Annotated in this window: 14 protein-coding genes and 1 pseudogene; 9 read left to right on the top strand and 6 right to left on the bottom strand. The window is 72.2% G+C overall.

The features are described from left to right. Both VGX25_RS09210 and VGX25_RS09205 read left to right on the top strand, forming a co-directional pair. Positions 1-328, top strand: a pseudogene (locus VGX25_RS09210) (N-acylglucosamine 2-epimerase); the annotation flags it as partial. Between the two features lie 120 nt (positions 329-448). Beyond that, on the top strand, positions 449-1,018 hold the full coding sequence (locus VGX25_RS09205) for a hypothetical protein (RefSeq protein ID WP_326917210.1): 570 nt from the start codon (positions 449-451) through the stop codon (positions 1,016-1,018). A gap of 53 nt (positions 1,019-1,071) precedes the next feature. On the opposite strand, the gene trhA is transcribed toward VGX25_RS09205, so the two are convergent. Together trhA and VGX25_RS09195 are read right to left on the bottom strand one after the other, a co-directional pair. Then, complete coding sequence (gene trhA, locus VGX25_RS09200; RefSeq protein WP_414635742.1) at positions 1,072-1,755, bottom strand: PAQR family membrane homeostasis protein TrhA; 684 nt, start codon at positions 1,753-1,755, stop codon at positions 1,072-1,074. Between the two features lie 78 nt (positions 1,756-1,833). After that, positions 1,834-2,271, bottom strand: coding sequence for a CoA-binding protein (locus VGX25_RS09195; protein ID WP_326917204.1), 438 nt, complete (start codon positions 2,269-2,271; stop codon positions 1,834-1,836). A gap of 47 nt (positions 2,272-2,318) precedes the next feature. On the opposite strand from VGX25_RS09195, the gene VGX25_RS09190 reads away from it, so the two are divergent. Then, positions 2,319-3,095 carry an isoprenyl transferase gene (locus tag VGX25_RS09190; protein ID WP_326917203.1) on the top strand — a complete coding sequence of 259 codons (777 nt, stop codon included), beginning with the start codon at positions 2,319-2,321 and terminating at the stop codon, positions 3,093-3,095. 77 nt (positions 3,096-3,172) lie between these two features. Here the strand turns inward: VGX25_RS09190 and VGX25_RS09185 are convergent, their stop codons facing one another. Next, on the bottom strand, positions 3,173-3,445 hold the full coding sequence (locus tag VGX25_RS09185) for a hypothetical protein (RefSeq protein ID WP_326917202.1): 273 nt from the start codon (positions 3,443-3,445) through the stop codon (positions 3,173-3,175). A 576-nt stretch (positions 3,446-4,021) separates the two neighbouring features. Between VGX25_RS09185 and VGX25_RS09180 the strand changes: the two genes are divergently transcribed. Further along, complete coding sequence (locus tag VGX25_RS09180) at positions 4,022-5,365, top strand: PhoH family protein (protein ID WP_326917201.1); 1,344 nt, start codon at positions 4,022-4,024, stop codon at positions 5,363-5,365. Between the two features lie 156 nt (positions 5,366-5,521). After that, a complete protein-coding gene (locus VGX25_RS09175) occupies positions 5,522-7,009 on the top strand; it encodes an MFS transporter (RefSeq protein ID WP_326917200.1) in 1,488 nt (495 codons plus the stop codon). A gap of 55 nt (positions 7,010-7,064) precedes the next feature. On the opposite strand, the gene VGX25_RS09170 is transcribed toward VGX25_RS09175, so the two are convergent. After that, entirely contained in the window at positions 7,065-8,513 is a 1,449-nt protein-coding gene (locus VGX25_RS09170; RefSeq protein WP_326917199.1) for a GuaB1 family IMP dehydrogenase-related protein, read from the bottom strand. Between the two features lie 139 nt (positions 8,514-8,652). Further along, the gene (locus tag VGX25_RS09165) at positions 8,653-10,188 is read right to left on the bottom strand and encodes an ATP-dependent DNA ligase (protein ID WP_326917209.1); all 1,536 of its coding nucleotides are present in this window, start codon (positions 10,186-10,188) and stop codon (positions 8,653-8,655) included. Between the two features lie 49 nt (positions 10,189-10,237). Between VGX25_RS09165 and VGX25_RS09160 the strand changes: the two genes are divergently transcribed. From VGX25_RS09160 to VGX25_RS09150, 3 genes are all read left to right on the top strand, one after another. After that, on the top strand, positions 10,238-11,164 hold the full coding sequence (locus VGX25_RS09160; protein ID WP_326917198.1) for an MBL fold metallo-hydrolase: 927 nt from the start codon (positions 10,238-10,240) through the stop codon (positions 11,162-11,164). Between the two features lie 144 nt (positions 11,165-11,308). Further along, the gene (locus VGX25_RS09155; protein ID WP_326917208.1) at positions 11,309-12,187 is read left to right on the top strand and encodes a helix-turn-helix transcriptional regulator; all 879 of its coding nucleotides are present in this window, start codon (positions 11,309-11,311) and stop codon (positions 12,185-12,187) included. A gap of 15 nt (positions 12,188-12,202) precedes the next feature. After that, entirely contained in the window at positions 12,203-12,370 is a 168-nt protein-coding gene (locus VGX25_RS09150) for a DUF397 domain-containing protein (protein ID WP_326917197.1), read from the top strand. On the opposite strand, the gene VGX25_RS09145 is transcribed toward VGX25_RS09150, so the two are convergent. Continuing rightward, positions 12,363-13,766, bottom strand: coding sequence for a PLP-dependent aminotransferase family protein (locus tag VGX25_RS09145; protein ID WP_326917196.1), 1,404 nt, complete (start codon positions 13,764-13,766; stop codon positions 12,363-12,365). The genes VGX25_RS09150 and VGX25_RS09145 overlap by 8 nt on opposite strands. A gap of 47 nt (positions 13,767-13,813) precedes the next feature. Here VGX25_RS09145 and VGX25_RS09140 point away from each other — a divergent pair, with 47 nt between their 5' ends. Then, the gene (locus tag VGX25_RS09140; RefSeq protein ID WP_326917195.1) at positions 13,814-14,767 is read left to right on the top strand and encodes a DMT family transporter; all 954 of its coding nucleotides are present in this window, start codon (positions 13,814-13,816) and stop codon (positions 14,765-14,767) included. Positions 14,768-14,914: the final 147 nt, after the last annotated feature.

The raw sequence follows: 14,914 nt of genomic DNA, 5'->3' as shown, positions 1-14,914 counted from the left end.
GGCCAGGGCCGGGCTGCTCGCCGCCCGCGCCCCGCGCTTCGCCGGCCACTGGCTGAGCGTGGCCGAGGCGATCGAGCACGGCCCGATCCAGGTGGCCCTGGTCGGCGCGGCCGACGACCCCCGCCGGACCGAGCTCGTCTCCGCCGCCGTCGCGTCCGCGCCCGGCGGGGCGGTCGTGCTCGCCGGCGCCCCCGACGCTCCGGGTGTGCCGCTGCTGGCGGACCGTCCCCTGGTCAACGGGGGTCCCGCGGCCTACGTCTGCCGCGGCTACGTCTGCGACCGGCCGGTGACCACCGTCGCCGAGCTCGCCGCCGCCCTCCGCCGCTGAGGGCGTTCCGCTCCGAGTGAACCGCTCCCCGCACGCCCGCGGCTCGGCGTAACTTGTGCAGTGATGTAATCATGTAATCGGGGAGTTGAGATGCACAAGCACTTCGGGATGGTGGGACGCATGGGACGCGGGTGGCACGGCCGGGGTTACCGGGGGCGCGGCGGGTGGCAGCAGGCCGACCTGCCCTCGGCCGACGACGCGGCGGCCTGGTTCGCCGGGCGGCTGCCGGACGGCTGGTTCGTGGAGAACCCGCGGGTGACCGTGGACCGCGAGGAGATCATCATCGTCGGCGAGCTGCCCCCGCTGGAGGGCGACTTCGCCGATGACGCCGCGCGCGGCGCCGCCGAGGCGGGCCGGATCAGCCGGTTCCGCGAGGAGACCAGGGACGAGCGGATCGAGATCGCCCGGCAGGCCGAGCACCGGTACGGCCGCAAGGTGGCCTGGGGCGCCAAGCTCGGCGGCACCGAGCAGCTGTTCACCACGCACTCGGTGCCGGTGATGACCCGGCTGCGCCAGGCCGAGCGGATGGTGCTGGACACCCTGGTGGACGCCGGCGTCGCCCGCTCCCGCTCCGAGGCGCTGGCCTGGGCCGTCCGGCTGGTCGGCGAGCACGCCGAGTCCTGGCTGGCCGAACTGCGCGACGCGATGTCCAAAGTGGACGACCTGCGCGCCAAGGGTCCGGAGCTTTAGTGCCGTCTGGTCGCTCCCGCGAGGCCATCCCACCCGCGGCCTCGCGTCCGCTCCTAGAAGATCGCCAACCAGATCGCGATGTAGTGGGTGATCGCGGCGAGCACCGTGGCGGCGTGGAAGAACTCGTGGTGCCCGAAGATGTGCGGCCACGGATCGGGCCAGCGGGTGGCGTAGAAGACCGCGCCGAGGGTGTAGAAGAACCCGCCGACGAGCAGCAGCACCAGGGCGGCGACGCCGGCGTGCCGGGTCAGGTCGGGGAAGACGAACACGGCGACCCAGCCGAGCAGGATGTAGATCGGGGTGCCGAGCCAGCGCGGCGCGTGCGGCCAGAACAGCTTGAGCGCCACCCCGGCGAGCGCGCCGCCCCAGACCACGCCGAGCACGACGTAACCGCTCGCGGGCGGCATCGCCAGCAGCATGAACGGGGTGTACGTGCCGGCGATGAACAGGAAGATCATCGAGTGGTCGAGGCGCTTCATCCAGGCGCGCACCCGCAGGCTCACCCACCACCGCCGGTGGTACAGCGCGCTGACCCCGAACATGCCGAGCACCGTCGCCCCGTACACCGACGTGGCCATGGCCGCCTTCGCCGACACGGTGGCCGCCGCCACGGAGATCAACGTCGCGCCGGTGGCGACCGAGACGAGGAACGACCAGTAGTGGATCACCCCGCGCATCCGCGGTTTGACGTACTGGCCGGGCGGTGGAGTCAGCGTCGCGGCGGGCACGACAGACAGGTTACGTGACCCCGGTGAACCGGGCGTTACCAGCGTGTTTGCCGCCGGCGTCGCCGGGTCGGCGGATGGCGCGGACCGCTAGCTCCAGCCGACGACCTCCCGGTGCTCCACCATCAGGCACCGGTCCATCACGACGTCCAGCCCGCCCGCGGCGGCGATCCGCGCGGCCTCGATGTTGATCACGCCGATCTGCAGCCACAGCGCGCCGGCCCCGACGGCGATGGCCTGCTCGGCGATCTCCGGCGTGAACTCCGGCCGGCGGAACACGTCCACGATGTCCGGCGCCTCGGGCAGCGCGTCCACCGACGGGTAGACCGGCAGGCCGTACCAGGCCGGCACGGTCGGATTCACCGGCAGGACCCGTAGCCCGGCCCCGCGCAGGTAGCGCGCCACGTTGTGGCTCGGCCGGCCCGGATGCGGACTGCACCCCACGACGGCCACCGTTCTCGCCTCCCGGACCAGCCGCTCGATGACGTCGATGTCCTGCCAGAGCGGATCGATCTCGGCGCGGGGCATGTCATCAGTGTGCCCCTCGCCGGCCGATGGGCGTACCGTGCGGGGACGTGAGTCTTCGCAGGCGCGTCGCCGACCTCGTTTACGGCCTCTACGACAAGCGGCTCATCCAGCAGGCCGCCGGTCGCCGGCCGCGGCACGTGGGGGTGGTGCTGGACGGCAACCGCCGGTGGGCGCGCGAGGCGGGGTTCACCGACGTCAACGACGGCCACCGGGCCGGCGCGCGGCGCATCACCGACCTGCTGGGCTGGTGCCGGGAGGCCGGGGTCGAGGTGGTCACGCTGTGGCTGCTGTCCACCGACAACCTGCAGCGGCCGGAGCACGAGCTCGGACCCCTGCTGGCCATCATCACCGACGTGGTCGACGACCTCGCCGAACCCGCCAACCCGTGGGCGATGCAGATCATCGGGGCGCTCGACGCCCTGCCCCGGGAGACCGCCGCCCGGCTCGTCGAGGCCGCGCGCCGGACCGAGGGCAAGACCGGCATGAAGGTCAACATCGCGGTCGGTTACGGCGGCCGCCGGGAGATCGCCGACGCGGTCCGCAAGCTGCTGCAGCAGCACGCCGAGCGGGGCACGCCCATCGAGGAGCTGGCCGAGGTGCTCGACGTCGACCACATTGCCGAGCATCTGTACACGTCCGGCCAGCCCGACCCGGACCTGCTCATCAGAACGTCCGGCGAGCAGCGGCTGTCCGGATTCCTGCTGTGGCAGTCGGCGCATTCGGAGTTCTGGTTCTGCGAGGCATATTGGCCCGAGTTCCGGCGCACCGACTTCCTGCGCGCGCTGCGCGATTACGCGATCCGGCACCGCAGATTCGGCTCGTAACCGCTTTTGGCGCGCATAGTGAAAGGGCTCAGGAACGTCGGTTCCTGAGCCCTTTCCGCTAAGCTCGCCGAGCGATCTCAGCAGCCATCCCCGCACGAGAACGAGTGCGCGATCAGCGCCGGGGTGGTGGCGATTCCGGCGTACGCGGCCGCGATCAGCCCGGCGGCGCCGCGACCGAGGTCCGCACCGCTCTCGATGAACGTCCAGTACGCGGTCGAGAAGGTGACCGGGGCATCGCATGAGACGTCGCACTTCGGGGCGGCGTCCGTCGCCGGGGCGGCGAACGCCGGGGTGGCGGCAAGGGAAAGGCCGATCGTCGCCGCGGCGACAAGGCCAACCTTCTTCAGCACGTGGTCCATCTCCTTCAAATTGGGGGGTATCGAGGAACTCGTCAGTTCCGCACGTGGATACCTCGTCGGTGACGATCCTATCGGTGTTCAATCGTCGGGCATCGTCGATTACTCGTTCGTGTCGGCGACCCGGCCGAGATTCACCAATCTCGGTTTCTCGGCCGGGTGAGCCGATCTTCTCGGTGACAATTCGGGATTTTCTGCCCGCGATCTCGTGCCTGGTCGGAGCGGATGGGCCGGGCTCGCGGGCGGCGGCCGTCGCCCGGCCGGCGGATGCTCCGTTCGCGCGACGCGGTCACGTTCAGTAACTCTCTAGAGCCTTGGTGGAAATCACCTGTGTGGCTGGCTGCCGAAGTGGGGCAACCGCAGGTAGCGTCCAAAGTGACGGGTCGTGTCAGCGCGGCCCGTCCGGGAGGCCCTGGTCGTGACGGTGACGATCGCGAGAGGGTCGGCACCCGGCCCTCGTGGGCGGGGAGCCTGACGCCGGTCCCGGCGTCACGGCGAACCGGCCAGCCAGGGTGGTGCCCGGCCCTTCGAGGCGCGGACGTGGGTGTCGCGTTCGCACGGGAGGTTGCCGTGACTGCTTCTCGTTCGTCCAGGCGCACCGTCGCAGCGGACCGTCGAACCTACGTGCTCGACACGTCCGTGCTGCTCTCGGACCCCTGGGCGGTGGCGAGGTTCGCCGAGCACGCCGTGGTTCTGCCGCTGGTCGTGATCGGCGAGCTGGAGGGCAAGCGTCACCACCCCGAGCTGGGCTGGTTCGCCAGGGAGGCCCTGCGCCTGCTTGACGACCTGCGGCTGCAGCACGGCCGGCTGGACAAGCCCGTCCCGATCGGCGCCAGCGGCGGCACCGTGCACGTCGAGCTCAACCATTCCGACCCGGAGGTGCTCCCACTCGGATTTCGCGCCGACTCCAACGACTCCCGCATCCTCGCCTGCGCCCTGAACCTGGCCGCGCACATCCCGGGCGTCGTCCTGGTCACCAAGGACATCCCGCTGCGGGTCAAGGCCGCCTCCGTCGGTCTGGAGGCCGACGAGTACCGGGCCCAGGAGGTCACCCCGTCCGGCTGGACCGGGATGGCCGACCTCGACGTGCCGCAGGAGGCGATCGACGCCCTGTACAAGGAGGGCGCCGTCGACCTGGCCCCGTACGGGATCGAGATCGGCGGCGACTACCCGTGCAACACCGGCCTGCGGCTGCTCGCCGGCTCGTCGAGCGCCCTCGGCCGGGTCACGAGGGACAAGCAGGTGCGTCTGGTCCGCGGCGACCGCGAGGCGTTCGGCCTGCACGGGCGCTCCGCCGAGCAACGCGTCGCGCTCGACCTGCTGCTCGACCCCGACGTGGGCATCGTGTCGCTTGGCGGGCGGGCCGGCACCGGCAAGTCCGCCCTCGCCCTGTGCGCCGGCCTCGAGGCCGTGATGGAGCGCGGCCAGCACCGCCGCGTCGTGGTCTTCCGGCCGGTGTACCCGGTCGGCGGCCAGGACCTCGGCTACCTCCCGGGCTCGGAGAGCGAGAAGATGCAGCCCTGGGCCCAGGCCGTGTTCGACACCCTCGGCGCGCTGATCACCCAGACCGTGATCGACGAGGTCCTCGACCGCGGCATGCTCGAGGTCCTCCCGCTCACCCACATCCGCGGCCGCTCGCTGCACGACTCCTTCGTGGTCGTCGACGAGGCCCAGTCCCTGGAGCGCAACGTCCTGCTCACCGTCCTGTCCCGGCTCGGCACCGGCTCCCGCGTCGTCCTCACCCACGACGTGGCCCAGCGCGACAACCTCCGCGTCGGCCGGCACGACGGCGTCGCCGCCGTCATCGAGAAGCTCAAGGGCCACCCTCTGTTCGCCCACGTCACCCTGACCCGCTCCGAGCGCTCGCCGATCGCCGCGCTGGTCACCGAGATGCTGGAGGACCACGCCTCGTAGCCCGCCACGCCTGACGGCCCCCTTCGCTCCGCCCAGCTGGAGTGAAGGGGGCCTTCGCTTGCGTACCCAGAAAGTTCTCCCCAGCACTTGGAACAAACTGTTCCGTTCTGATAGTGTCAGAACAGAACAATTTGTTCCGATCGAGCGGAGGACACGATGACCGCGATGCTGGAAGCGCCGGCCGAGGGCCAGGGCGAGGAGCGGGTGGCGGCCGAGCCGGCCGGGTACCGCTGGCGTTGGCTGGCCTTCTCGGCGGTGCTGGCCTCGACCGTGATGGATCTGCTCGACTCGACGGTGGTGGGGGTGGCGGCGCCGGCGATCCGGGCGGACCTGGGCGGGTCCTACGCCAGCCTGCAGTGGATGGGAGCGGGCTACACGATGGCGCTCGCGGTGCTGCTGCTGATCGGCGGGCGGCTGGGGGACATGTTCGGGCGCAGGCGAATGCTGCTGCTCGGGGTGGGCGGGTTCGCGGTGGCGTCGCTGGCCTGCGCGCTCGCGGTGACGCCGGAGCTGCTGATCACGTTCCGGGTGCTGCAGGGCGCGTTCAGCGCGGTCATGATCCCGCAGGGCTTCGGGCTGATCCGGGACCTGTTTCCGCCGGCGGAGATGGTGAAGGCGTGGGGCGTGTTCGGGCCGATCATGGGGCTGTCGGCGATGCTCGGACCGATCATCGGCGGCGGTCTGGTCGACGCCGACATTCTCGGCACCGGGTGGCGGGCGATCTTCCTGATCAACCTTCCGATCGGCGCGTTCGCCTTCGTCGTCGCCGCGAAGTTCCTGCCGGCGGCGGCGCCGGGCGCCGGGCCGAGGCGGCTGGACCTCGGTGGCGTCCTGCTCGCGGCCGCCGGCACGTTCCTGCTGATCTACCCGCTGGTGCAGGGTCGTGAGCTGGGTTGGCCGGCGTGGACCGCGGTCATGCTGGCCGCCGCGGTGGCGGTGCTTGCGGTGTTCGGGTGGTACCAGGTCCGGCGCAAGCGGACCGGCCGGTCGCAGCTGATCGAGACCAGCGTGTTCGGCCGCAAGTCGTACGTCTCCGGCGTGCTGTTCGCGGTGATCTTCTTCGCGGCCATGGGCGGCATGTTCATCGTCGGGATCTTCCTGCAGCTCGGCCTGGCGTACAGCCCGATGGAGGCCAGCCTGACGATGGCGCCGTGGGCGCTGGGCGCGATGATCGGCTCCGGGTTCGGCGGCGCGCTGATGCCCAAGCTGGGCCGCAGGATCCTGCACATCGGCCTGGCGCTGATGGGTGCCGGAGTGGTCGGGCTGTACGTCGTGTACACGTCGGCCGGGATCGGCATCAGCGGCTGGGACTTCATCGTGCCGAACCTGATCGGCGGGCTGGGCATGGGGATGATCTTCGTGCCGCTGTTCGACATCATCCTGGGTGACGTGGCCGACCACGAGGTCGGTTCGGCGACCGGCGCCCTCGGCTCGTTCGAGCAGCTTGGCCTCTCGCTGGGCGTCGCGGTGATCGGCACGATCTTCTTCAGCCTGCTCGGCGGGCACGGCGGCGGCGCGCACCTGCCGTCGGCGCTCGACGGCGCCGAGCAGGCCTCGGTGGTGACCTTCGCCCTGATCGTGGTGGCCTTCGCGGTCGGGTTCCTGCTGCCGAAGCGGGCCAGGGTGGGCGCGCCGGCGCACTGACGGCCCGGCGGAAGCCGCACCCGCTGTCCCCCGGGCAGCGGGTGCGGCCTTTGCGTTACACGGTTTGCCAGCCGGACGGCAGCGGCCGGCCCTCGGCGAAGCCGGCGGAGGACTGGATGCCGACCACGGCGCGGTCGTGGAACTCGGCCAGGTTGCGCGCGCCGGCGTAGGTGCAGGCCGAGCGGACGCCATAGCAGATGGAGTCGAGCAGGTCCTCCACGCTCGGCGCGGCCGGATCCAGGCGCATGCGCGACGTCGAGATGCCCTCCTCGAACAGCGCCTTGCGGGCCCGGTCGAACGCGCTGTCGCCGCGGGTGCGTGCGGTGACCGCCCGCTTGGAGGCCATGCCGAAGGACTCCTTGAACGGCTGGCCGGTCTCGTCGCGCTGCAGGTCGCCCGGCGACTCGTAGGTGCCGGCGAACCACGAGCCGATCATCACGCTGGACGCGCCGGCGGCAAGGGCAAGGGCCACGTCGCGGGGATGCCGCACGCCGCCGTCGGCCCACACGTGCGCGCCGAGCTCGCGGGCCTGCCGGGCGCACTCCAGCACCGCGGAGAACTGCGGCCGGCCAACGCCGGTCATCATCCGGGTCGTGCACATCGCGCCGGGGCCGACCCCGACCTTGATCACGTCGGCGCCGGCCTCGACAAGGTCGCGCACGCCCTCGGCGGTGACCACGTTGCCGGCCGCCACCGCGACGGCCGGCGACACCGAGCGCACCGCCTTCAGCGCGGAGATCATCTTCTCCTGGTGCCCGTGCGCGGTGTCCACCACCAGCGTGTCGATCTCGGCGTCGAGCAGCGCGCCGGCCTTGGCCGCCACGTCGCCGTTCACCCCGATGGCCGCGGCCACCCGCAGCCGGCCCCGGTCGTCGACGGCGGGCGCGTACAGCTCCGAGCGCAGCGCGCCGAGCTCGGTGAGCACCCCGGCCAGCCGGCCCCGCTCGTCCACGCCGAGGGCGATCCGCGCGGTGCGGCCGTGCAGGTGCTCGAAGACCTCGCGCGGCGACCTGGTGATCGGCACGACCAGGATCTCCGGGTCGGCCACCTCGCCGACCCTGGTGAACCGGTCCACGCCGAGGCACGCGGCCTCGTCCACCACGCCGCGCGGCCGGCCGTCCTCGTCCACCACCACGACCGCGCCGTGCGCACGTTTCGGGAGCAGGTTCAGCGCATCGGCCACCGCGTCGCCCGGGGTGAGCACCAGCGGCGTGTCCCACACCGGGTGCCGGGACTTCACCCACGCCACGATCTCGGCCACCACGGCCGGGTCGACGTCCTGCGGCAGCACCACGAGACCGCCGCGGCGCGCCACCGTCTCGGCCATCCGCTTGCCGGCCACGGCGGTCATGTTGGCCACCACGATCGGAATCGTCGCACCGGTTCCGTCCGAAGTGGACAGATCAACGTCGAATCGGGACTCGACGGCGGACCGGCCGGGTACCAGGAAGACGTCGTCGTAGGTCAGGTCGAACCCCGACGGCGTGTCGTTGATGAACCGCACAGTGTTTGATTGTCCTCGCTCGTTCCTCGCTCGGACGGCTCGCGGGCCTTGACGCGATGTCTTCCCTCGCGTGCTCGGCGCTCGTTCCTCGCGCCTGCGCGCGCTCCTCAGTCCAGACATCGCCGGCCCGACTCGCAGACTAGCCCGGGTCGACGGCCTGCCCGCCGCTCGGGAGCAGGGCCCGGACGGCGTCGATGGTGTCGGCGTCGGCGGGCTCCTTGTCCGGGCGGTAGCGGACCACGCGGGCGAACCGCAGCGCCACGCCGCCCGGGTAGCGCGGGCTGACCTGCACGCCGTCCAGCGCGATCTCCACCACCAGCGCGGGTTTGAGGTGCACGACCCAGTCGGTGCGGTGGTCCTCGTGCTTGGGGAACTCCGACGTCTGCCAGGCGAGCAGCTCGTCGGTGAGGCCCTTGAACGTCTTGCCGACCATGATCGGCGGGCCGCCGTCGGGATCCCGCGCGCCGAGGTGCAGGTTGGACAGGTAGCCGGTGCGCCGGCCGTGACCCCACTCCGCGGCCAGCACCACAAGGTCGAGGGTGTGCACGGGCTTGACCTTCTGCCAGGCGCGGCCGCGCCGGCCGGCCTGGTAGGGGGAGTCCAGGGACTTCACCACGACGCCCTCGTGGCCGGCGTCGAGCGCGCCGCTGAGCACCGCCTCGGCCTGCTCCGGGGTCGGCTCGAGGACGCCGGGGATGACCAGCTCGCCCACGGCCGTGCGCAGCGCCGCGTTGCGCTCCCGCAGCGGGGCGTCGACCAGGTCGGCGCCGTCGAGATGCAGGCAGTCGAAGAAGTACGGGTGCAGCAGCAGCTCGCGCTCGCTGGTCGCGCCGAAGCGGCTCATCGTCTCCTGGAACGGCCGCGGCCGGCCGTCGTCGGACAGCGCCAGCGTCTCGCCGTCCAGCACGACCGAGCGGCACGGCAGCGCGCGCACCAGCTCGACCAGCTCCGGAACGCTCCCGGTGATCTCGCGCAGCGTCCGGGTGTACACGTGCACCTCGGCGTCGACGCGGTGCACCTGGATCCGGGCGCCGTCGAGCTTGTACTCGACGGCACACGATCCCAGCTCGGCAAGGGCCTCGGCGAGTGACTCCGACGGCGAGGCCAGCATCGGGCGCAGCGGGCGGCCCAGCTCGAGCCCGAACGCGGCCAGCGCCTCCTGGCCTCCGGTCAGCGCGGCGGAGGCGGTGGCGGGCAGCCGCCCGGAGAGCATGAACGCGCGGCGCACGGCCTCGCCCGGGATCGCGCCGGCCGCGGCGATGGCGTCGAGCATGATGCCCTCGAGCGCGCCCTGCCGCAGCTCGCCGGTGAGCAGGTGGTGCAGGAACCGCTGCTCGGCCGCGGTGGCCGCGCCGAACAGCCGACCGAGCAGCTCGGCCCGCCGGGCGGCGGAGCCCTTGCCGCCGGTGCGGGACACGGCGTCGAGCAGCTCGTCCACCTGGTGCACGGTCAGGTTGGCCGTGGCGGCGGGCGGCACCTCCAGCTCGACCAGCGTGCGCCAGCCGGCGCCGATGCGGCCCTGGCGGGGCGCGCCGGCGAGGAAGGCGACCACGGTCTCGATCTCGGCCGGGCCCTGTGCGCGGCGCAGCAGGCCGGCAAGGGCCTCGACCTTGGTCAGCCGCGAGCGGGTCGCCGCCACGGCGGCGGAGGTGGCCACGACGTCGGCGAACAGCACCCGTCCATACTGCCCCGACACACCGACATTCGACGCTACGGTGGCCGTCATGACGGAGCCCGAACCGGCCAGCCTCGTTCCGATCGCCGACGGCGTGCTCGCCTGGGTGCAGCCCGACGGCTCGTGGTGGATCAACAACGCCGGCGTGGTGCTCGGCGACGGCGGTCCGCTGCTGGTCGACACGTGTGCGACCGAACGGCGCACCCGCCGATTCCTGGCCGCGGTCGACGAGGCGGCCGGGGGCGCCGCGGTCCGGGTCGCGGTCAACACCCACTGGCACGGCGACCACACCTACGGCAACAGCCTGCTGCCCGAGTCGACCGTGATCGTCGGGCACCAGGCGACAAGGGACGGCGTGCTCGCCGACGTCATCCTGGCCAACACGCCGCCGATCTGGTCGCCGACGCCGCAGTGGGGCGCGCTGCGGCTGCGCCCGCCGACGGTCGTGCTGCACCACCAGCTCACCGTGTTCGTCGGCGACCGTCGCGTCGAGCTGCGCCATCCCGGCCATCCGGCGCACACCCTCGGCGACGTCGTGGCGTGGCTGCCGGACGATCGCGTGCTGTTCACCGGGGATCTGATCTTCCACCGGGTCACGCCGCTGGTGCTGATGGGATCGCTGTCCGGCGCGCTGCGCGGCCTCGACTGGCTGGCCTCGTTCGGCGCCGACCGCGTCGTGCCGGGGCACGGGCCGCTGATCGACGGCGCGGACTTCCCGGCCGTGCTCGACGCGCACGCGCGCTACTACCGGTTCGTGCTCGACACGGCGTCGGCGGGACGGGCCGCCGGTCTGGCCCCGCTCGACGCCGCGCGCCGGGCCGACCTCGGCGAGTTCGCCGCCTGGCCGGACAACGAACGCCTCGTGCTCAACCTGCATCGCGCTTACGCCGAGCTGGCCGGACAAGAGGCCGACATCCTCGGCGCCTTCACCGACACCGTGGCGTACCACGGCGGACCATTGCGATGCGCGGTGTGAGAGGCGCCGACAGTCGGATGTCCCGATGTCGACTATTCGTCAACCTTATACGTTTTGCGCCGCCGTCCATTGTGGACCAATTACTCCCAATAGCCGACGACGTTGGTACCCGTGCGTAGGGTTCGCCCATTCGTGTAGTTGTTCGTGACCAACGCTCTTCGCCAGGATTCGGCTATGCCCGGAAACCCGCACACCTCCGTGCGGTCGCGGACGGTCGCCGCCGAACTGCGCAGCCTGAGAGAGAAGCGCGGTCTGAGCTGTGCCGAGGTGGCCAAAATCCTGGGGGTGTCGGCCAGCAAGATCAGCCGTATCGAAACCGGGAACAGCGGCATGCAGGTCGACGACGTCGCCGCGCTGCTCGGTTTCTACCAGGTGCCGGCCGCGCGCCGGCAGGCGCTGCTCAACCTGCTGCAACGCGGGCACGAGAAGGGTTGGTGGCAACGGCAGGCCGGCCTGCCGCACCTGTGGCGCACGCTGATCGACCTGGAGAACAAGGCGACCCGAATCCTGAACTACGAGCCGATGGTGATCCCCGGCCTGCTCCAGACATCGGAGTACAGCGCCGCGATGATCAAGGGCGGGGAACCGACGCTCAGCAACGGGGAGCTGGACAACCTGGTGGCCTCGCGGATGGCCAGGCAGGCGTTGCTGACCCGGGTCAGCGCGCCGCTGTTTCTCGCGGTGATACACGAGATCGCGCTGCGCCAGCCGATCGGCGCGCCCGGCGTGATGAAGCGTCAACTCAAACACCTTCTCACGGTCGCTGAGCGTCCGAATATCGGTCTCCGCGTGCTGCCGATCAGTGCCGGCGCGAACGCCGGGCTGCGCGGTCCCTTCGTGATCCTGGAGTTCGTCGAGGAACCCAGCCTGGTTTTCGTCGAGAACCATGACACCGGAATTTTCCTGGAGGACGACGCCGATCTGGAACGCTACCGGCTCGCATTACGGAACATCCTGGGCATGGCGCTGCCACCGGATGAGACGGCCGAGCTGATCGCCGCGATCGCCGCCGAGCTCGACTAGAGAGAGGTGTCGCACATGAAGATCGTTTGCTGGCGCAAGAGCTCTCGCAGTACCAACAACGCCAACTGTGTCGAGGTCGCCCGCACGGGTCCCGCCGTGGGGCTGCGCGACTCGAAGAACCCGGGCCCGGTGCTGGCCCTTCCCGCGCGGTCCTTCACGACCCTGGTCACCCGCATCAGGTAAGCGTCTCCGCGATCTCGGCCACGGCGGCGCGCAGCCGGTCCGCCGACAGTGCCGCGTAGCCGAGCACCAGGCCCGGATACCCCGGCCCGCCCGCGCCGCGGGCGTACTCCGACAGCGCCGGCGCGTACACGCCGCGCGCGGCCAACCCTTGGTGCACAACGGAATCATCCATCCCATCCGGCAGGCGCAGCAGCACGTGCAGACCGGCGGCGATGCCGATCGGCTGCCACGCGGGCAGCCGCTCGGCCAGCGCGGCAAGCAGCGCGTCACGCCGCCGCCGGTACAGCAGCCGGGTCCGGCGCAGGTGCCGGTCGTAACCGCCGGAGCGCAGCAGACCGGCGAACGCCGCCTGCGGCAGCGGCGAGCAGCCGAGGTCGGTCAATCGCTTGCGCCGCACCAGATCCGCGCGCAGCCATGGTGGCGCCACCAGCCAGCCGAGCCGCAACGCGGGCGCCAGCGTCTTGCTGACGCTGCCGACGTAGGCGACCCGGATCGGGTCCATCGCCTGCATCGCGCGCAGCGCCGGGCGGTCGTAGCGGTGCTCGGCGTCGTAGTCGTCCTCGATCACCAGCCCGTCCCGCTCGCGCGCCCAGGCCAGCAGCGCGTGCCGCCGCTGCGGGGGCAGCGCCGTGCCGAGCGGGAACTGGTGCGCCGCGGTGATCAGCGCCGCCCGGCATTCGGTCGCGGCGAGCAGGTCCACCCGGATGCCGTCGCAGTCGGCCGGGACCGGGCACGGCCGAACGCCGCTCGCGGTCAGCAGCTCCAGCTGCCCCTGGTGCCCCGGATCCTCCACGGCGAGGTCGCGCCGCCCGCGCGCGGCCAGCACCGCGCCGAGCAGCGCAAGTCCCTCCGCGGCGCCGTGCGTGATCACGATGTCGTCCGCGGTGACGGTGACCGCGCGCACCCGGCCGAGGTAGCCGGCCAGCTCGGTGCGCAGCTCCTGCAGCCCGGCCGGGTCGGGGTAGCCGAGCGCCTCGTCGGGCAGCCGGGCCAGCGCCGCCCGGCTCGCGGCCAGCCATTCCGCGCGCGGGAAGGCCGACAGCGCGGGCAGTCCCGGCCGCAGGTCGTAGCGCCACCGGGCGGTGGGCGGTGCGGGCCCCGGCTCGGTGGAGGGGGTGCAGCCGAGGTCGTCGGCGACCCTGGTGCCGGAGCCCCGGCGGCTGGTGAGGTACCCCTCGGCGACGAGCTGGCCGTACGCGGCCGTCACCGTGCCGCGCGCGACGCCGAGCTGGCCGGCCAGGTCGCGGCTGGACGGCAGCCGGGTGCCGGCCGGAAGCTGGCCGCCGCGGATCGCCCCGCGCAGGGCGGCCTCCAGGCTGCGGCCGTGCCGGCCGCGGGCCGTTTCCTCGGCCGCCGGCAGCAGCATCTCCCGCAAGGTGGTCCATTCTTCGGCCATCAAATTGGACCTTACTCCTGAACCACTTGTCGGCCAGGCTGGTCGCCATGACGGACTTGGTCGCTCGCGCTCCCCGCGCCGGGATCGCCATCGGCTCCGGCGCCCTCGCCGCCACCATCGTGGGCGGCTCCGTTCCGGTCGTCGGCCTGCTCGACGCGTACCCGATGCTGTCCGGTCAGGCGATCCGCTACCTGCTCGGCGGCCTGCTGCTGGTGGCGTGGGCCGGGGTGGGGCGCCGCCGGCTGCCCCGGCCGGGCGCACGGGACCTGCTCAGCCTGCTCGGCCTGGCCGCCACCGGCATGCTCGGCTTCAACGCCTGCCTGCTCTACGCCCAGCGCTACGCCGAACCCGGGTTCGTCGCGGCCGTCCTCGGCGGAACCCCGCTCGTGCTCGCCCTGCTCGCGCCCCTGCTGGCCGGCCGCCCGGCGCTGCTGACCATGGTCGGCGCGCTCGCGGTCGTCGCCGGCATCGTCGTGCTCAGCGGCGGCGGCTCCTGGCACGGCCCCGGCCTCCTGCTCGCGCTGCTCACCCTCGCCTGCGAAGCCTCGTTCACCCTGCTCGCGATCGGCGTCGTCGCCCGCCTCGGCGCGTTCGCGGTGTCAACCTGGTGCTGCCTGCTCGCCGCCGCCCTCGGATCCGTGCTCGCCACCGCGATCGACGGCGCCGCCGCCTGGCAACTCCCCACCGCGCGCGAGGCGGCCGCCCTGCTCCTGCTCGCCGCCCTCACCACCGCCCTCGGCTTCTGCCTGTGGTATCGCGCCGTCTCCGACCTCGGCGCCGACCGCGCCGGCGTGCTCATCGGCCTCATGCCCGTCTCCGGCCTCGCCGTCTCGATCGCCCTCGGCGCCCAACCCCTGACCCTCGTCTCGTGCGCCGGCATTGTCCTCGTCACCGCCGGCTGCGTCCTCGGCCTGCACCGCCACCGACCCACGTTGTCCACACCCACCTCACCCATCCACACCCCACCCAAAGTGGATCTTCCAACCGCGATTCCCGGCTAAACTGCCCACGAACCCGCCTCCCCACCCCAGACGGGGTGGGGGCTGACTGGGAATAGTGCGGCGAAGTCGCCAAGATCACCTTGTGGACGACGGCTGCGCCGCGCGGCTCCGGCAAGGCTGGCTACGGGAACGCGTCACATGGCTGCA

The organism is Actinophytocola sp. (assembly GCF_035942955.1).
Classification (GTDB): Bacteria; Actinomycetota; Actinomycetes; order Mycobacteriales; family Pseudonocardiaceae; genus DASYTH01.
The sequence above is the reverse complement of the archived record's forward strand: the minus strand, read 5'-3'. Positions and strand labels throughout refer to the sequence as shown.

Bases quoted from the DNA above. Each gene is read 5' to 3' on its own strand.
- VGX25_RS09145 (WP_326917196.1), bottom strand. From the start codon at position 13,766: ATGGCCGAAGAATGGACCACCTTGCGGGAGATGCTGCTGCCGGCGGCC.
- VGX25_RS09160 (WP_326917198.1), top strand. From the start codon at position 10,238: ATGACGGAGCCCGAACCGGCCAGCCTCGTTCCGATCGCCGACGGCGTG.
- VGX25_RS09175 (WP_326917200.1), top strand. From the start codon at position 5,522: ATGACCGCGATGCTGGAAGCGCCGGCCGAGGGCCAGGGCGAGGAGCGG.
- VGX25_RS09205 (WP_326917210.1), top strand. From the start codon at position 449: ATGGGACGCGGGTGGCACGGCCGGGGTTACCGGGGGCGCGGCGGGTGG.
- VGX25_RS09140 (WP_326917195.1), top strand. From the start codon at position 13,814: ATGACGGACTTGGTCGCTCGCGCTCCCCGCGCCGGGATCGCCATCGGC.
- VGX25_RS09150 (WP_326917197.1), top strand. From the start codon at position 12,203: ATGAAGATCGTTTGCTGGCGCAAGAGCTCTCGCAGTACCAACAACGCC.
- VGX25_RS09195 (WP_326917204.1), bottom strand. From the start codon at position 2,271: ATGCCCCGCGCCGAGATCGATCCGCTCTGGCAGGACATCGACGTCATC.